At 72.4% G+C, this 17,549-nt stretch carries 15 protein-coding genes; 5 read left to right on the plus strand and 10 right to left on the minus strand.

What is annotated here, in order from left to right:
* Positions 1-41: 41 nt before the first annotated feature.
* Positions 42-878 (plus strand): helix-turn-helix transcriptional regulator, encoded by an 837-nt coding sequence (locus tag ACYBSK_RS20705; RefSeq protein ID WP_460242809.1) that lies wholly within the window; start codon positions 42-44, stop codon positions 876-878.
* A 34-nt stretch (positions 879-912) separates the two neighbouring features.
* On the opposite strand, the gene ACYBSK_RS20710 is transcribed toward ACYBSK_RS20705, so the two are convergent.
* The 3 genes from ACYBSK_RS20710 to ACYBSK_RS20720 are packed head-to-tail and all read right to left on the minus strand — an operon-like array spanning position 913 to position 3,867.
* A complete protein-coding gene (locus ACYBSK_RS20710; protein WP_457478669.1) occupies positions 913-1,695 on the minus strand; it encodes an IclR family transcriptional regulator in 783 nt (260 codons plus the stop codon).
* Positions 1,696-1,755: 60 nt separating this feature from the next.
* Positions 1,756-2,685: a dihydrodipicolinate synthase family protein gene (locus ACYBSK_RS20715; protein WP_457478670.1), complete on the minus strand. Its 930-nt coding sequence runs from the start codon at positions 2,683-2,685 to the stop codon at positions 1,756-1,758.
* A 3-nt stretch (positions 2,686-2,688) separates the two neighbouring features.
* Positions 2,689-3,867: a mandelate racemase/muconate lactonizing enzyme family protein gene (locus ACYBSK_RS20720; RefSeq protein ID WP_460242810.1), complete on the minus strand. Its 1,179-nt coding sequence runs from the start codon at positions 3,865-3,867 to the stop codon at positions 2,689-2,691.
* Positions 3,868-4,078: 211 nt separating this feature from the next.
* On the opposite strand from ACYBSK_RS20720, the gene ACYBSK_RS20725 reads away from it, so the two are divergent.
* Positions 4,079-5,425 (plus strand): MFS transporter, encoded by a 1,347-nt coding sequence (locus ACYBSK_RS20725; RefSeq protein WP_457478672.1) that lies wholly within the window; start codon positions 4,079-4,081, stop codon positions 5,423-5,425.
* Here ACYBSK_RS20725 and ACYBSK_RS20730 read toward each other — a convergent pair.
* Entirely contained in the window at positions 5,404-6,240 is an 837-nt protein-coding gene (locus ACYBSK_RS20730; RefSeq protein WP_460247065.1) for an EamA family transporter, read from the minus strand. The genes ACYBSK_RS20725 and ACYBSK_RS20730 overlap by 22 nt on opposite strands.
* A 155-nt stretch (positions 6,241-6,395) precedes the next feature.
* On the opposite strand from ACYBSK_RS20730, the gene ACYBSK_RS20735 reads away from it, so the two are divergent.
* A complete protein-coding gene (locus ACYBSK_RS20735) occupies positions 6,396-7,271 on the plus strand; it encodes a LysR family transcriptional regulator (RefSeq protein ID WP_457478673.1) in 876 nt (291 codons plus the stop codon).
* A gap of 53 nt (positions 7,272-7,324) precedes the next feature.
* On the opposite strand, the gene ACYBSK_RS20740 is transcribed toward ACYBSK_RS20735, so the two are convergent.
* Entirely contained in the window at positions 7,325-8,818 is a 1,494-nt protein-coding gene (locus ACYBSK_RS20740) for an alpha/beta fold hydrolase (RefSeq protein WP_460242811.1), read from the minus strand.
* 70 nt (positions 8,819-8,888) lie between these two features.
* Here ACYBSK_RS20740 and ACYBSK_RS20745 point away from each other — a divergent pair, with 70 nt between their 5' ends.
* Together ACYBSK_RS20745 and ACYBSK_RS20750 are read left to right on the plus strand one after the other, a co-directional pair.
* On the plus strand, positions 8,889-9,866 hold the full coding sequence (locus ACYBSK_RS20745; RefSeq protein ID WP_460242812.1) for a helix-turn-helix domain-containing protein: 978 nt from the start codon (positions 8,889-8,891) through the stop codon (positions 9,864-9,866).
* A gap of 112 nt (positions 9,867-9,978) precedes the next feature.
* A complete protein-coding gene (locus ACYBSK_RS20750; protein WP_460242813.1) occupies positions 9,979-11,559 on the plus strand; it encodes an AMP-binding protein in 1,581 nt (526 codons plus the stop codon).
* 20 nt (positions 11,560-11,579) lie between these two features.
* Here ACYBSK_RS20750 and ACYBSK_RS20755 read toward each other — a convergent pair whose 3' ends face one another.
* The 5 genes from ACYBSK_RS20755 to ACYBSK_RS20775 form a co-directional block, all read right to left on the minus strand.
* A complete protein-coding gene (locus ACYBSK_RS20755; protein WP_460242814.1) occupies positions 11,580-11,969 on the minus strand; it encodes a VOC family protein in 390 nt (129 codons plus the stop codon).
* 170 nt (positions 11,970-12,139) lie between these two features.
* The gene (locus ACYBSK_RS20760) at positions 12,140-12,616 is read right to left on the minus strand and encodes a (2Fe-2S)-binding protein (protein WP_457478678.1); all 477 of its coding nucleotides are present in this window, start codon (positions 12,614-12,616) and stop codon (positions 12,140-12,142) included.
* Positions 12,617-12,661: 45 nt separating this feature from the next.
* Complete coding sequence (locus tag ACYBSK_RS20765; protein ID WP_460242815.1) at positions 12,662-14,938, minus strand: molybdopterin cofactor-binding domain-containing protein; 2,277 nt, start codon at positions 14,936-14,938, stop codon at positions 12,662-12,664.
* Between the two features lie 8 nt (positions 14,939-14,946).
* A complete protein-coding gene (locus tag ACYBSK_RS20770) occupies positions 14,947-16,188 on the minus strand; it encodes an oxygenase MpaB family protein (RefSeq protein ID WP_460242816.1) in 1,242 nt (413 codons plus the stop codon).
* Between the two features lie 16 nt (positions 16,189-16,204).
* Positions 16,205-17,416, minus strand: a complete 1,212-nt coding sequence (locus ACYBSK_RS20775) for an oxygenase MpaB family protein (protein ID WP_460242817.1) — start codon at positions 17,414-17,416, stop codon at positions 16,205-16,207.
* Positions 17,417-17,549 lie beyond the last annotated feature (133 nt).

The following is a 17,549-nucleotide window of genomic DNA, read 5'->3' on the forward strand; positions in this document are numbered from 1 at the left end:
GGGCATCGGACGAGACACGTACGGCGACGGAGGCACGGGTGATGGACCGGACGGGACTGGCGGAGTTCCTGCGGCGCCGCCGGGAGTCGTTGCAGCCCGAGGACGTGGGTCTGCCGCGCGGTCGGCGGCGCAGGACCAGCGGTCTGCGCCGCGAGGAGGTGGCCCTGCTGTGCCACATGTCGGCGGACTACTACGCGCGTCTTGAGCGCGAGCGGGGGCCGCACCCGTCGGAGCAGATGGCCGCCTCCATCGCGCAGGGCCTGCACCTCTCCCTCGACGAGCGCGACCACTTGTTCCGGCTCTGCGGACACACCCCGCCGCCGCGCGGCGCGGACAGCGAGCACATCGCGCCCGGCCTGCTGCGCGTCCTCGACCGCCTCCACGACACACCCGCGGAGATCGTCACGGAACTGGGCGAGACATTGCGCCAGACCCCGCTCGGCGTCGCCCTCACCGGCGACCAGACGGTCCACACGGGCCCGGCCCGCAGCATCGGTTACCGCTGGTTCACCGACCCCGCGACGCGGCAGTTCTACGCTCCCGAGGACCACGCCTTCCTCACCCGGATGTTCGTGTCGGGCCTGCGCGGGGTGGCGACGCTGAGGGGCCCCGGATCCCGCGCCGCCCACTACGCCGACCTGCTGCTCGCCGAGAGCGAGGAGTTCCGCCAGGTGTGGCACGACCACGAGGTCGGCATCCGCCCGCACGAGGTGAAGCGCTTCGTCCACCCCGAGGTCGGCCCCCTGGAACTGACCTGCCAGACCCTCCTCGACCCCACCCAGTCACACCTGCTCCTCGTCTACACGGCCGCTCCCGGCACGGACAGCCACGAGAAGCTGCGCCTGCTGTCGGTGATAGGGACGCAGTCCTTGCGGTGAGCCGGCCGGGGACGCGCGGGGCACGGGGCAGGCTTCAGTGCAGGTAGCCGAGGGCCGAGGAGATCTGGTCCGCGTATTCGATGGCGCGTGCCGCGAGTTCGCGTTCGCGGGTCGACAGGTCGAGGGCGGAGAGGGAGCCCGAGACCGAGAGAGCGGCCACCACGTCGCCGGAGCGGTCGCGGACCGGGACCGCGAGGCAGGCGCGGCCGAGGGCGAGTTCCTCCACCTCCGTGGCGTAGCCGCGGGCGCGGACCTCGTCGAGGTCCTTGAGGAGGGGCTTCAGGGCGGTGAGCGTGTGCGGGGTGTACGCGGGGTACGCGGCGCCGATCAGCGCCTCGACCTCGTCGCCCTTGAGGCCGGACAGGAGGACCTTGCCCATGGCGGTGGAGTGCAGGGGTGCCAGTCGGCCGGTGAGGGTGAAGGAGCGCTGGGTGCGCGGGCCCTCGAAGTGGCAGAGGTAGAACATCTGGTCGCCCTGCCGCTCCGCGACATTGGCGCCGAGACCGGTCTCGTGGGCGAAGTTCTGCGCGACCTGCCGTGACGCCCGGAACACCGGGGACTGGTTGAGGGCGATCCCGGCGAGGCCGACGAGGCGGGGGCCGAGCCGGTGCAGGCCGGTGCGTTCGTCGCGGGCCAGATAGCCGAGCGATTCGAGCGCGCCGACGAGGCGGGAGACCGTCGACTGGCCGAGTCCGGAGAGTTCGACGAGTTCCGCGATCCGGCGCTCGGGCTGCTCCTCGGTGAAGTAGGTGAGGAGCGAGAGGGCGCGTTCCACGCTCTGGGTCCCGATCCCGGCGGCACGAGATGTAGCATCCATATCGTGGATGCTACATCCTCGCGCGCCGGGCCACCCCGGACATCCCGCGGCTGAGGCCCTTCAGCGCACGACGGAGGCGGCCGGCACGCGGGCGTCCCGGTGCGGCCACACCATGTCCTCCAGGACCTCGTCGAGCGCCCCGCGCGTGACGGCGTCCAGGGGCGCGGCGGGCAGCCGCACCCTGGCGGACGCGATCACCCCGCGCCGTACCAGGACCTCCTTGTGGACCGCCCAGGCCTGCCCCGCGCGCACCCCGAGGTGGACGAGGGGACGCACGTGCGCGAACAGGGCCCGCGCCCGCGGCCGGTCCCCCTGGTCGAGGGCGTCGAGGACGCCGCGCAGCACGTCGGAGAACTCGCAGGCCGGCATGGTGCCGATCGCCCCGTTCGCGTGCTCGTCGAGGAGGAACTGGGCGTTCTGGCCGCCGAGTACGGCGAAGTCGGCGCCGGTCGCGGCCGCGACGGCGGCCACCTTGGCGGGCGGCGAGGGCACCTCCACCTTCACCGACGTGATGCCCGGCTCGGCCGCGAGGGCGACGATCTGCTCGACGCCCATCGACACCCCGGTGACGCCCGGCGCGTCCTGGATCATGACGGAGGCCTCGGTGGCGGCGGCCACCTCGGCGAAGAATTCGAGGACCTGCGGCGGGGACGGCTTGGTGAGGAACGGCGGCAGGACCATCAGGTGGTCGGCGCCGCCCTCGACCGCCCGCAGCGCCAGTTCGCGGGAGGTGACGGTGCTCGTTCCGTTGACGCCGGCGACCAGCGGCAGCTCCGGCCCGGCGACCGCGCGGACCTCGCGCAGGATCGTGGCGCGTTCGGCCTCCGTGAGGGCGAAGCCCTCGCTGGCCATGCCGAAGACGGCGAGTCCGTCGACGCCGCAGGCGAGCTGGAACTCGACGAGCGAGCGCAGCGAGGGTATGTCCAGCTCGCCGCTGTCGGTGAAGGGGGTGGCGAGGATCGGCATCAGGCCTCGGGGCAGTGCGGGCACGGTTCAGCTCTCCTTGGCGAGTTCGGCGAGTTCACGGACCTTCTCGGCGTCGACCTCGACACCGAGGCCCGGCCCCGCGGGCAGGGCGTACCCGTCGGGACGGGCGTCGATCGGGGTGCGCAGGATGCTCTGCGCGACGGACAGGGAGTCGGCCTGGAACTCGAAGTACGGGGAGTTCTCGACGGCCGCGCTCAGCTGGATCCCGGCGGCCAGGGCGACTCCCAGCCCGACCGAGTGGTGGCAGGCCACGGGCAGGTGCGCGGCCGCGGCGAGTTCGGCGATGGACTGCGCCTCGGTGATACCGGTGCGGGCGACGTCGGGCTGGGCCAGGCGCAGCGCGCGCCGGCCGATCCAGTCGGCGAACTCGTACCGGTTGCGCATCGCCTCTCCGACGGCGACCGGAGTGGTGATGCGGCCCGCCAGCTCCCGGTGCCCCTCGACGTCCTCCGGCGCCAGCGGTGCCTCCAGGAACAGCGCGCCGCGCCGGTCGAGCTCCCGGCCGAGGGCCAGCGCCTCACCGATCGAGTACGCCCAGTGGGCGTCCACCGCGAGCCGGACGCCGGGGGCCGCGGCGGCCACGGCGTCGTAGGTGGCCAGGTCCGTCTCGACGCCCTTGCCGAGCGCCAGCTTGATCATGGTGGCGCCCTGCTTCGCGTACGAGGCGGCCAGCGCGGCGCGCTCCTCGTCGGTCGGCTCGGGCAGCCCGGAGACGTAGGCGGGGACGCGGTCGCGGTGGGCGCCGCCGAGCAGTTCGGCGACCGGGAGACCGGTCAGCCTGCCATGCAGGTCCCACAGCGCGATGTCCACGGCGGCCATGGCGTCGGCCTGGTGCCCGGTCAAGTGGCCGCGCTCCCGCATCAGTTCGCGCATGCGGTGCCACAGCGGGCGCACCCGCGCGGGGTCCTGGCCGACGAGGCTGCCGGCCAGGAGGCGGTCCACGACGGCGGCCGGGATCTCGGGGCCGACCGGCGCGAGCGCCTCGCCCCAGCCGGTGGCGCCCTCGTCGGTGCGGATCTCCACGAGGAGGGTCTCGAAGCGTCCCGAGTACAGGCTGCGCCAGGGCGCGCGCACGACGTAGCCGCGGTCCGCGGTGAGCTCCTGCCCGTCGTCCAGACGCCCCAGGTAGGCCCGTGGTCCCTCCAGCTTCAGCACGTGGGTGAGCACCTCGGTGATACGGGCCATGCGACTTCCCTCCATCGCCTTGCGTGAGCAATCCACATTCTGCATAGCTGTTGTAAATAGAGCAAGCATGGTTAACATCGTGGCCATGAACGCTCAATGCTGAGGCAATACGCCCGGCTGCCGCGTCGCCGGACTCACCTGTGTCCGGCCCACCCGTGTCGGCTCATCCGTGCCCGACGCGTCTGTGCACTCATCCGTATGCGAGGTCCCCATGCCCGAGCAGACCGCCGCGCCCTGTGGCCCCGGCACCGAGCCCGCCGGTGCGCCGCCCGCCGACCCGACGCCCTCGAAGCGGGTCCTCGTCGCCGGAAGCATCGGTAACTTCGTCGAGTGGTTCGACATCGGCATCTACGGCACGCTGTCGTCCGTCATCGCGGGCAACTTCTTCGCGCACGGCGACCGGACGTCGGCGCTCCTGTCGACGTTCGCCATCTTCGCCGTGGGCTTCGCCATCAGGCCGATCGGCGCGCTCTACTTCGGCCCCCTGGCGGACCGTGTCGGACGCAACCGGGTCCTCGCCGTCACCGTGCTCGTCACGTCCCTGTCGACGTTCGCCATCGGAGTCCTGCCCACGTACGCGAGCATCGGCGTCGCCGCTCCCCTGCTGCTGGTGCTGGCCCGCCTGGTGCAGGGATTCGCCGCCGGCGGCGAGACGTCCAGCGCGGTGAGCCTGCTGTTCGAGTACGCGCCGCGCAATCGCCGCGGCTACTACACGAGTTACGGCGCCGCCCTCGGCTTCGTCGCCTTCGTGTGCGGAGCCGGGATGGCGCTCGTCCTCTCCCTCGTGTTCGGAGACGACCAGATGTCGTCCTACGCCTGGCGCATCCCGTTCCTGCTGGCGCTGCCGCTGGGCGTCGCGGGCCTGTACCTGCGGCTCAAGCTGGACGACACCCCGGAGTTCCGGCGTCTGGAGGAGAGCGGTGAGGTCGCGGACTCGCCCATCAAGGAGACGTTCCGCACCAGCCGTCGGCCGATGCTGATCCTCGCCGGGGTCATCGTCCTGAAGGGCGTCGCCCACTGGACCCTGCAGACCTTCATGGTCAGCTACCTCACGGACACCATGCACTTCAGCCAGGCCCAGTCCTTCGCCGCCTCGACGATCTGCATGGGTGCCGTCGCCGTCCTCATCCCCTGCGCCGGACTGCTCTCCGACCGCGTCGGCCGCAAGCCGCTGCTCATCGCCGGTGCCCTCGGCCTGATCCTGCTCGCCTGGCCCTGCCTGCTGCTGATGTCGTACGAGAACGCGGCGCTCGCGGTCGTCGCGATGGTGGTCCTCGGCCTGCCGATCGCCGCGTACGACGGCGCGGCCAACGCCAGCATGGCCGAACTGTTCCCGGCCCGGATCCGCACCGGCGCCATCGCCATCCCGTACAACATCTCCGTCAGCCTGTTCGGCGGCACGGCGCCCTACATCGCCACCTGGCTGGTCAGCTCCACGGGCTACGACCTGGCGCCCTCCTTCTACTTGATGCTCGCCGGCCTCATCACGCTCGTCACGGTCGTCCTGGGCGTACGCGAGACGGCCGGCCCGCGCGTTCAGCAGTCGGTCGAGCGCTGAGGCACCTTCGTACGAGAACCGGCGGTGCCCACCGCGACGGCGTTGGCCGCGACGATGACCGCGACGGCGGTCCAGGCCAGGTGGTCGAGGTGCTGGTCGAGGACGAGGAGGCCGACGAGTGCGGCGAACACCGGGTTGACGCTCATGAAGACGCCGAAGAAACGGGCCGGGACCCGGCGCAGCGCCAGGAGGTCGGACAGCAGCGGCACCGCCGAGGAGAGCACCCCCGCCGCCAGCGCGCCCAGCAGCGCGGCGGGGGTCGGCGGGTTCAGCCACAGGACCGTGAGGCCGACCGGCAGGTAGAGGAGGCCGGAGGCTGCGGCGGCCGCCGCCGAGCCCTCAAGTCCTGGCAGCCGGTGGCCGATCGCCCGGTTGAGCAGGATGTAGCAGCCCCAGCACACCGCGGCGACCACGGCGAGCGCGATGCCCAGGTAGTCCGTGCTCGGCCGGGGCCGGGTGAGCACGACGACGGCCGCCGCCGCGGCGAGCGCGCACAGCAGGTCGAGGCGGCGGCGCGTTACGGCGAGGGCGACGGTGAGCGGCCCGAGGAATTCGAGGGTCACCGCGAGGCCCAGGCCGATCCGGTCGATGGCCAGGTACAGCGTGAGGTTCATCGTGCCGAACACCACGGCCAGGGCCAGGACAAGCCGCCACTGCGCCGCGGTGAAGGCCCGTACCCGCGGCCGGCCCACCGTCAGCAGGGCGGCGGCCGCGACCCATTGGCGTACGGACACGACGCCCACGGGGCCGAGTACGGGGAAGGCCAGGGCGCCCAGTGACGCGCCGACCTGGTTCGACAGGCCGCTGCCGAGCATCAACGCGACACCGCTCGCGCGCGAGGGCGTACGTCGGGGAGCCGTGGCCGTGAGGGGCTGATGCGGGGAAGGGGTTGTGCTCGCCATGGTGGGAGGTTCGACCCGCGCGCCGCATACGCAAAATGCATGCCACGCTTCTCGCATACGCTGAGCGTATGGATGAGGGAAGCGGGCTCGCCGGTCTGGAACTGCGGCATCTGCGGTGTCTGGTCGCGATCGTCGACACGGGCACCTTCACCGACGCCGCGATCCAACTGGGCGTCTCCCAAGCCTCGGTGTCCCGCACCCTGCACGGGCTGGAGACGGTGCTCGGCGTCCGGCTCCTGCACCGCACCAGCCGCGCCGTGACCCCCACCACGACGGGTGTCCGCGTCGTGCACCGCGCGCGGCAATTGCTCGCCGAGGCCGAGAACCTGGTGCGGGAGGCGACGACGGGGCACGCGCGGTTGCGGATCGGGCACGCCTGGGGCGCGTTCGGGCGGCACACCACCGAGTTCCAGCGCCGCTGGCACCAGAGCCACCCCGACGTCGAACTGCTGCTGGTCCGACACAACAGCCCGACCGGTGGACTCGCCGAGGCGGTCTGCGACCTGGCCGTCGTACGCCACCGCACGGATCTGCGCCGCCGCTACGGCTCCGCGGTCGTCGGCCACGAACCCCGCTACGTCGTCATGGCCGCCGACGACCCCTGGGCGCGGCGGCGCCGCATCCCCCTCGCGGACATCCGTGAGCGCACGGTGGCGGTGGACCGGCGCACCGGCACCACCACCGCCGACCTGTGGCCCGGCGACCCGCACGGCTCCATCGAGTACACGGCCGACGTCGACGACTGGCTCGCCGCCATCGCTTCCGGCCGCTGCGTCGGCGTCACCCCGCAGGCCACCCTCGCCCAGTACCGGCGCGAGGGTGTCGTCTACCGCCCGGTGTCGGGCGCCGATCCCGTGCCGGTGCGGGTCGTCTGGGACGAGCGGGACCCGCACCCCAGTACGCACGCGGCCATCGCGCTGCTCTGCGAGCTGTACGGCCCCTGAGAGCGCCCGGCCCGTCAGCCCGGTCCGTCAGCCCGGTCCGTCAGCCCGGTCCGTCAGCCCAGCCCGAGCCGCCCCAGCACCCGCCCCATCGCCTCGCGCACCGCGTCCTTCGCCACGTCGGTGTGGTCGAGGCCCTCGAAGGCGTGGGGCGCGCCGGGGACGTCGATGACCTCGACCGGGGCGCCGCCGGCTTCGGCGGCCTCGACGAACTCGGCCACCGTCGCCGCGACCGCGGGGGCCTCGCGCCCCACCCGGACCAGGACGAACGGCGGCGTCCCGCCCTTGGCCACCACGTCGGCGGGCCGGAACCGGGGATCGTTCACGCCCCAGCCGGGCAGCGGCGCCATGATCGGGTAGTTCGCCGCCAGGCACCGCAGCCACGGCGGTGCCTCGCTCAGCCAGGGCGCCGTGAGCGGTCCGGCGCCGGACAGGAACCACAGCGCGATCCGGTCCTCGTCGACCCGTGGATCGGCCCGCACCTTCGCCACCGCGGCCACCACGTCCTCGGCCGCCTCCGGGTACGCCGTGACCGCGTGCAGCCGGTGGTCGAAGGTGACGCCGACGGCGCCGCAGGACGCGGCGAGGCGGGCGTAGCCGATCAGGGCGGGCCAGTCCCGCGGCGTCGGTCGCGCCTGCGCGGGCACGGGGCCGCCGTGCACGAACACGACCGCGGGCCGGGGCCGCGCCGGATCCGCGCCCTCGGGGACGTACAGGTCGATGGCGCCGTGCCGTTCGCGGGGGATCTCCGGTACGTCCAGGAGGAACGGCCGGAGGTATCCGGAGTCGGCCGTCTCCTTCTGCGTTCCCGGTTCCAGGCGGGTGCCTTCGCCGGCCGCCGCGCGCAGCAGCACGTCGGCGAGCCGCTCCGGGCTCGACAGCATCGGCCAGTGCCCGGTGGGCAGTTCGAAGAAGGTCACGTCCGGGCGGACGAGTGCCTGGATCACCGGGTCGCCGAAGCTCAGCAGCATCCGTACGGTGTCGATGGTCGCGCCGCTCTCCGCGCACAGCACCCCGGTGGACGGAAGCCGCGCCGCCGCACCGGTCAGGCGCAGCGGTCGCAGCAGCGTGCCGAGCGGCTGCGGCGCGGCGTGCGCGGTGAGCCGGTCCAGCGCGGCGTCGGACAGGCCCGCCGTGCTGCCGTACCGCCGCCACTCCTGTGGCTGCGGTACGGCGAGCGTCCCCTCGGCGTCCCCGGTTTCGGCGATCCGCTCGCGCAGTTGCTGGTCGAGGACCGTCGCGAGGCCCACGGCGCCGTCCTGCACCGGCCCGGTGTCGAGGTACACGATGCGGGCGATCCGGTCCGCCCGCCGGTCTGCCGCGCCCACCGCCGCGCAGGCACCGTAGTCGTGCCCCACGAGGACGACCTCGTCGCCCGGCCCGATCGTGTCGACGATCTCGACCACGCGCGCGATGTGCGCCTCCAGGTCGGTGGCGGCGCCGAGGTCCGCCACGTGCACCCGCGCGCCCCCGGCCGTCAGTTCCCGGGTCGTCTCCCGCCATGCGTCCGCGCCCGTGAACAGGCCGGGCACCAGTACGAACTCCGTCATCTCCGCATCCTCCTCAGGGGGTTGTCCGTCCTGGCGGGTACGTTAGGAACTCCCCCTGAGGGAGGTTCAAGTGTCACTGTCGACCGACCCGACCGACCCGACCGAAGCGTCCGACGGGCCGTGGAGCATCGGTGAGCTCGCCGAGCGCGCGGGCACCACGGTCAAGACCGTCCGCTTCTACTCCGACAACGGCCTGCTGCCGGAGCGCTCGCGCAGCACGGGCGGACACCGCCGGTACGGCTCCGACGCCCTGGACCGGCTCCGGTTGATCCGCTCGCTGCGCGGCCTCGGCCTGCCGGTCCCCGAGGTGCGCCGCGTCGTGGACGAACGGGCGGGCGCGGCGGGGGCGTTGGAGGACGCGGTCGCGGGCCGGCTGCGGACGCTGGGCTCCCGGATGAGCGCGCTGCGCTGGCAGGAGGCGGCGCTGCGCCTGGTCCAGGAGTGCCCGCCGGGCGAGCGGGCGGACCGGCTGCGGCTGGTGGGATCGCTGGACGCGCCGCCGAGCACGGCGCCGCTGGCCAGGTTCTGGCGGGCCTGGCTGCCGCCGCGGATGCCGGCGGCGTCCCGAACGGCGTTCCTGGACGCGGCTGTTCCGGACCCTCCGCGGGAACCGACCCCGGCGCAGGTTTTGGCCTTCGCCCGGCTGTGCGCGCTCGTGTCCCGGCCCTGCCCGCCCACGGGAGAGCCCACGCAGCCGGCCGCACACCGGGCGGCGGGCGGGCGTGAATCCGCCGTGCTGTACGCGGGGTTGGCCGAGTCCTACGACCTGGCGGCACGCCGCATGCGGGTGGGCGCCGCCCCTGCTCCGGGCGAGGCCCTCGACTGTTTCGTCACGACCTACGCGAACGTGGCCGGCCACCGCGACACCCCGGACTTCCGCCGCGGCCTCGCCGGTCGACTGGCGGCGGATCCGCGGCTCGACCACTACTGGGACCTGGTGGCGGAGCTGACCGCGGCGGGCGACACGCCGCCGGAGCCGACGCCGGGCGCGGCCCACGACTGGCTGCTCGCGGCGCTGGAAGGCGAGGTGGCGGGCAAGGCGGGCTGACCGACGGTCCCGCGGCGGACGGGAACGCACGGCATCCGCCGTCGCACGACTCGGCCGGAGCCGGGTGGGGTAGAGCGGCTTCGGGACCCCGCTTCTCCCCCAGGAGGACGCCATGCCGGAAACCGTCGCCGCCCTCGACGGACTGTCGTACGAGCCGCTGACCCCCACCGCGTACCTGGACCGCGCGGCCGCCGCCCACGGCGACCGGATCGGGGTCGTCGACGGTGAACGGCGGTGGACGTACGCCGAGTTGCGGGAGCGCTGCGTGCGCCTCGCGGGCGTCCTGGCGCCGCTGGCCGACGGGCGGCCGGTGGCGGTGCTCGCGCCCAATACGCACGTCCTGCTGGAGGCGCACTTCGGGGTGCCGTGGGCGGGCGTGCCGCTCGTGGCGGTGAACACGCGGCTCGCGGCGGCCGAAGTGGCGTACATCCTGGAGCACTCGAAGGCCGCCGTGCTGATCCACGACCCGGCGTTCGACGTCCTGGTCGACGACGCGCTGGCCCGTCTCGCCGCGCCGCCGTGCAGGATCCGGGCGGGCGCGGAGTACGAGTCGCTGCTGTCGGGTGCACGGCCGCTGCACCGCACGCCCACCGACGAGCGGTCCCTCCTGGCGGTCAACTACACGTCCGGCACGACGGGCCGCCCCAAGGGGGTGATGTACCACCACCGCGGCGCCTATCTGCAAGCGGTGGCGATGGCCGCGCACACCGGTCTGACGCCGTCGGCCGTGCACCTGTGGACGCTGCCGATGTTCCACTGCAACGGCTGGTGCTTCCCCTGGGCGGTGACCGCGGCGGCGGCCACCCACGTGTGCCTGCCGAAACTCGACCCGGCCGAGGTGTGGCGGCTGATCCGCGAGGAGGGCGTGACGCACTTGAACGGCGCGCCGACGGTCCTGTCGATGATCGCGTACGCGCGCGAAGCGGCCCCGCTGCCCGAGGGGCGCACCCTCCGTATGGCCACCGGAGGCGCCCCGCCCTCCCCGGCGATCCTGCGCCGCATGGGCGAGCTGGGCTTCGACGTCACGCACCTGTACGGGCTGACGGAGACGTACGGTCCGGCGATGCTGTGCGACTGGCGCCCCGAGTGGGACTCGCTGGACGGCGACGCGCAGGCCCGCCTGAAGGCCCGCCAGGGCGTCGGCAACATGATCTCCTGCACCGCCCGCGTGATCGCCGACGACGGCACCGACGTCCCGCCGGACGGCACGACCACCGGCCAGATCGCTCTGCGCGGCAACAACGTCATGCTCGGCTATCTCGACGACCCGCAGGCCACGGCGGCGGCCGCCCCCGACGGCTGGTTCCGCACCGGCGACATCGGCGTCGTGCACCCCGACGGCTACGTCGAGCTGCGGGACCGTTCCAAGGACGTCATCGTCTCCGGCGGCGAGAACATCGCGTCGGTCGAGGTCGAGCAGGCCATCATGGATCACCCGGCGGTCCTGGAGGCGGCGGTGATCGCGGTGCCCGACGAGCGCTGGGGCGAGGTCCCGGCCGCGTACATCACCCTGCGGGAGGGCGCGGCGGCGACCGGTGCGGAGATCATCGAGCACGTGCGGGGCCGTCTCGCGCGCTTCAAGGCGCCGAAGACGGTGACGTTCGGCGAGCTGCCGAAGACGTCCACCGGGAAGATCCAGAAGTACGTGCTGCGGGACAAGGCGTGGGCGGGTGCGGCGCGGCGCATCAATTGACCGGCTCCCCCGGGGCGGGTTCAGTCGAGATAGTGGGCGCGCCCCTCGTCGTCGAGACCGACGGAGCCCTCGGGCAGGATGCAGAACTCGTTGCCCTCCGGGTCCGCCATCACCAGGAACCCGCCCTTGTCGTACTCCTCCAGCCGCCGTCCGCCGAGCGCCTCGACGCGCCGCTGCTCGGCCGCCAGGTCGGGCGAGGTCACGTCGATGTGCATCCGGTCCTTGCCGGGCGTGGGGCGCGGGTTGCGCTGGAATCCGAACACGAGGCCGTCGGTGCGGCGCAGCCAGATGTACGGGCCCGTACGGCTGTCGATGGGCCGGTCCAGCAGCTCCGACCAGAACGCGGCCAGCCGCTCGGGGTCCTCGGCGTCGACGACGAGGGCGGTGATCCGCACGGATGCTCCGGCCATGGGGTGACCTCCAGGGGGACGTGGAAAACGGCGGCTGTCGGTGGCGCCTGTCGCGACGGCCCGCACCGAACGTACCGTCCGCGCCACCGCGAGGGCCCCCACCGAACGCCCAGCGAGCGTGTCCCGCTCCGGGTGCGGGTCCGGTTCGGCGGCGCGGCGGCGCGGCGGCGTCACATCTTCGCCGCTCCGTCCCGGATGGCCTCGCGGATCCGGAAGTACGTGCCGCACCGGCACACGTTCCGGATGCCGTCGAGGTCGGCGTCGGTGAGGGCGCGGCCCTCCTCCTTGGCGCGGCGGACCACCGCGACCGCGGCCATGATCTGGCCGGGCTGGCAGTAGCCGCACTGGGCGACGTCCTGGTCGAGCCAGGCCTGCTGCATGGGGTGGAGGTCCGCGTCGACGGTGTCGGCGAGGCCCTCGATGGTCGTCACCTCGTCGTCGGGCTTCAGCTCCTTGACGGGGATGGCGCACGGGTTGACGGCCTTGCCGTTGAGGTGGCTGGTGCAGGCCTTGCAGACGTTGATGCCGCAGCCGTACTTCGGTCCTGTGACGCCCAGGATGTCGCGCAGCACCCACAGCAGGCGTACGTCGTCCTCGACCTGGACCGTCACCTGCTCGCCGTTGACGCGGAAAGTGTGCTCGGGCACGGGGTTCTCGTCTCCCTGGTTGTGCGGTGGGTCGGATGGCGTGGGTCAGATGGCGTGGCTGCGGCCGTCGGTCGGCGACTGCGGGACGGGCGGGACGGTGGGCTTGGGGGTGAAGGAGAGGGTGGCGTGGTTGATCGGGAAGGTGGTCGGCATGGTGCCGGTGGCCCGTCCGTAGGCGCAGGCGACGGCGGCCATCGACGCGGCGACCCCCAACTCGCCCGCGCCACCGGGCTTCTCGCTCGTGTTCGGCATGATGATGATGTCGAGTTCGGGCGGGGTGTTCCACTGGCGTGTGTAGAAGTAGTTGTCCCAGCTCGCCTCCAGGAAGTGGCCGTCCTTGAGGTGCAGGCTGGAGGTGAGGGTCTGCGCGATGCCGTCCATGAGGCAGCCCATCATCTGGGCCTCCAGACCGCGCGGATTGACGGCGAGGCCCACGTCGACCGCGCACACCGCCTTGGTGACCCGGGGGCCCGTGACACCGTCGCGGACCGGCCGGTTCACCGTTTCCGGGCGGCAGTCGATCTCGACGAGGACGGCGTTGGCGGCGTGGTACTCGGTGTGCACGGCGATGCCCTGCGCGACGCCGTCCGGCAGCTCCCTGCCCCACCGGCCGGCCTCCGCGACCTTGTCGAGGACCGCGCGGGCCCGCTCGTCGCGCAGGAGGTCGCGGCGGAGCGCGAGGGGGTCCTTGCCCAGCTTCTCGGCGAGGCGGTCGATGACGAGCTCGCGGGCGCAGGTCACGTCGGGCGAGTAGACGTTGCGCATGCTGCCGGTGTTGAAGCCCTTGTCGGTCTCGTTGAGGAGCCGGCTCTGGACGCCGACGTCGTAGGGCATGGACTGGGACAGCTGGAAGAAGGTCTCGGAGAAGGCGAGGTCGGCGACCGGGAGCTTCGCGGCCACGGCCGTGAGTGCCTCGCCGAAGCCCATGCTGAGGTCGGTGGCGATGCTGGTGTGGCGCTGCTTGTAGCTGAGCACCTTGTCGCCCGCGTGGGCGACGCGGACCCGGGAGGTCGCCATGGGGTGGGCGCGGCCCTGGCGGGCGTCGTCGGCGCGGTGCCACATGAGGCGGACGGGCTTGCCCATCTTCTGGGAGACCTCCGCGGCTTCGAGGGCCGCGTCGAAGAACAGCTTGCGGCCGAAGGAGCCACCGCTCTCCGTGACATGCACGGTGACGGCGCCGACCGGGAGGCCGAGCCTGGCCGCGATGGTCTGCTTGGCGACGATGGGGGACTTGAGGCCCGACCAGATCTCCGCGCGGCCCGGCCGTACGTCGGCGATGGCGCAGTTGGGCTCCAGGGCGCTGTTGCCCCGGAAGTGGAAGGTGAAGGCGGCTTCGACGGTGGGGGTCAACGGCGGCAGTCCGAGGGGGATTTCGGCGCGCTTCAGTTCCTTGAGGACACTGTCGTCGGACTTGCCCTCCGCCGTGCCGCCCCGCCATGTCACCTCCAGGGCGCGGACCGCGTCGATGCACTGGCCGAAGGTACGGGCCCGTACGGCGACGCCGGTGGAGACGGTTTCGACGTCGGTGACGCCCGGCATGGTGCGCACCGTGTCGAGGTTGGCCACCGAGCCGACCTTGCCGTTGATGGTGGGCGGGCGGCACACCATCGTGGGCAGGGCGCCCGGGACGTCGAGGTCCATGGCGAACTTCTTGCGGCCGGTGACGGCGGCGCGGGCGTCGAGGCGGCTCTGCGCGGTGCCGATGACGGTGAACTGCTCGGCGGACTTGAGCCGAGCCGTCGCCCGCTCCGTCGTCGCCGCCGCGGCCTTCTCCGCGAGTTCACCGAAGCCGATGGCCTGACCGGCGGGCCCCAGGACGACACCCGCCTTGACCTTCAGCTCGGTGACGAGGGCGCCCAGTTCGAGCGCTGCCGCGTCCAGGAGCCGGCCGCGCGCGATGGCGGCCGCCACCCGCACCGGGGTGTAGGTGGCGATCGTCGTGTTGGAGGCGCCGGTGAGCTGGTTGAACAGGAGCTCCGGGCGGGCGTCGGCGAGCGTGACGCGCACCCGGTCGAGCGGGACGTCCAGCTCCTCGGCGATCAGCATGGCCGTCGATGTGGTGATGCCCTGGCCGACCTCCGCGCGCGGCAGTGCGAACGACACCGTGCCGTCCTGATGGACCTGGACGGTGATGAGCGCGGAGGTGGGCGCCGCCGCCAGGGTCAGGGCGTCGTTGAGGTCGACGACCTCCGTGATGTCCAGGGACGGGACGGGGGCGCCGGCTGCCTCCTGGGCCGAGGCGGCCCGCGCGGGTGCGAGTTCGGCCGCGGTCACCAGCGTCGGTGCGGCCAGTACGTAGCCGAGGAACTGTCGTCTGCGCATGCTTCCTCTCACTCCGGCCGGTTCATGTCCGGCAGGTTGATGGCGATGGGCCGTGCCTCGGACAGGAAGAGGAGCACGAACTGTCTGATCGCCTCCTCCAGCGTCCACATGACCGCCGGCACTCCGGGGATCGGAATGATCCCTTCACGGAAGGCGACAAGCAATGGCCAGGCGCCCGCGATCAGCGGCTTGAGGACGGGTTCCTTGGACAGGCCGATCATGTCGCCGACCCGGTCGCCGAGGGTGTACCGGGTGAACGCGCTGATCAGGGGGCGGGTCAGGCCGAGGTCGAGTTCGGCGACGATGCCGAGGAGGACGTCGGCCAGGGCCTCGCCCTCGTCGGTGTGCGCGAGGATCGGGTCGAGGACCTGCTTCGACTGCGCGTTCGCGGCGTCCCACGTGGCGGGGATGTACTCGTCCTGGACGCCCAGCATGGCCGCGCTCACCTGCCACACATGCAGATACGCCGAGGCGTCGGCGTCGCTGACCCGCACCCCCCACTCTTTCAGCTTGCGCATGACAAACGTGGCGAGGCTGTGCCACGTCACGAGGATGTCGGCCTGGCTGATCGGGATCTTCTGGCCGCCGCTGACCTGATTCCACGCCGGGGACTGCGGCAGCAGATGCCGCACCGCCGCGTGCACCATCCGCGTCTTGACCGCGGTGACGATCATGGAGCCCTCGGGCTTGTACGCGTCCAGATCGCCGATGTCGTAGCCGAGTTTGGCGGTCTTGGCGATGCGGTCCTTCATGTCCGCGCCGCCCTTGGAGTAGTACACGGCGCGGGACTCACGGGGGATGGCGGTGCTCAGCATGCCGCTGCCGAGTCCGTACAGCGCGCCCACGTAGATGCCCTTGGTCCTGCTGAACTTGGAGCCCCGGTCGAGCTGCGCCTTGTCCGCCCAGGACGGCAGTCTGCGGGCCTCCTCCATGAACTCCCGCAGATCCTCCGGCAGTCCGTCGGGCAGCGGCTGGTCGTTGCGCTTCCACTGCGCGAGCAGCTCGTTGACCTTGGCGACCTCGCCGCACTGGAGGACGCCCGCGATCACGGGGTCGGCCTGCTCGTCCCAGACCCACTCGGGGTCGACGCCGGCGCCGGAACCGGCGATCGAGGTGGTCGGCGACCAGGTCCACAGGGACCGGGCGCTCGCCGGTGACGCCAGGCCGATCGCCCCGAAGGCGCCTAACGCGCCGCCCGCCAGCAGCATGTTCCGCCTGCTGAGCCCGTTCTTTCCGTCGTGTCCGTGCATCGTGGTGCTCGCCTCCTCAACTGCCGCTGGGCCGGTTGGTGTCGGGAATCTCGATGGCTGTGCCCTTCCCCTTGGTGAGGAAGGCGAGGATGTACTGGCGTGCCGCCTCGTCGACCGTCCAGGCGAGCGGCGGCACCAGCGGCAGTGGCAGCAGCCCTTCCCGGAAGGCGACGAGCTTCGGCCACACCGCCGCGATGGTCTTCTCCCAGAACGGCTCCTCCGGGATCCGGTCCATGTCCGCCACCCGGTCGCCCACGAGGTAGCGCGCGAGCGCGTTGCACAGCGGCCGGTCCAGGCCGCCGGGGCTGGTCTGCTCCGCGAGCTGGCCGAGCAGGATGTCGGTCAGCTCGATCCCCTCCTTCGTGGAGGCGAGGATCGGGTCGAGGACCTGCTTGGACTGGGCGTTGGCGGCGTCCCACGTCTTGGGGATGTACTGGTCCTGGACGCCGAGCATGTGCACGGTCACCTGCCACACGTGCAGATAGGCCGCCGATTCGGCCGGGCTGACCGGCACCTTCCACTCCAGCAGCTTGCCCATCGCGTACGTGGCGAGGCTGTGCCAGGTGACGAGGATGTCGGCCTGGCTGATGGGGATCTTCTGGCCGCCGTTGACCTGGTTCCACGCCGGGGACCGCGGCAGCAGATGCCGCACCGCCGCGTGCACCATCCGTGTCTTGACGGCCTGCACGATGCAGTCGCCGTCGGCGCGGTAGGCGTTGAGGTCGCCGACGGCGAAGCCCAGCATGCTGGTCTTGGCGACGCGGTCCTCCATGTCGGCGCCGCCTTTGGAGTAGTACACCGAGCGCGCCTCCCTGGGGATGGCGGTGCTGAGCATGCCGCCGCCGACCCCGTTGAGCACATCGAGGTAGAAGCCGCGCGTCTTGTTGAACTCGGCCGCGGTCTCCAGCATGCCCCGGTCGGCCCACGAGGGCAGTTGCCGCGCCTTGTCCATGAACTCCCGTACATCCTTGGGGAGTCCGGCGGGCGGCGCCTGGTCGTTGCGCTTCCACAGGCGCAGCTGTTCGTTCACCTTCGGCACGTCACCGCGGTCGATGACCGAGGCGACGAGCCGGTCCACCTCGTCGTCCCAGACCCACTCGGGGTCCACCCCCGCGCCGGTCCCGGCGACCGAGTCGCCCGGCGACCAGGTCCACAGGGACCGGGCGTTCGCCGGGGAGGCCGCGCCCAGCGCGCCCAGCGCACCGAGGGCTCCTCCGGCGAGCAACATGTTCCGCCTGCTCAAGCCATCCATTGCTCCGAACTCCTCCTTGAGTTCCGTGAACGCGTACGACCGCCAACAGGCCCTGCCCGCCCGGCGGTTGCCTTGGTACGATGAAACACGTTGAGCATCCCTGTACCAC

Source organism: Streptomyces sp. BYX5S, from assembly GCF_054724165.1.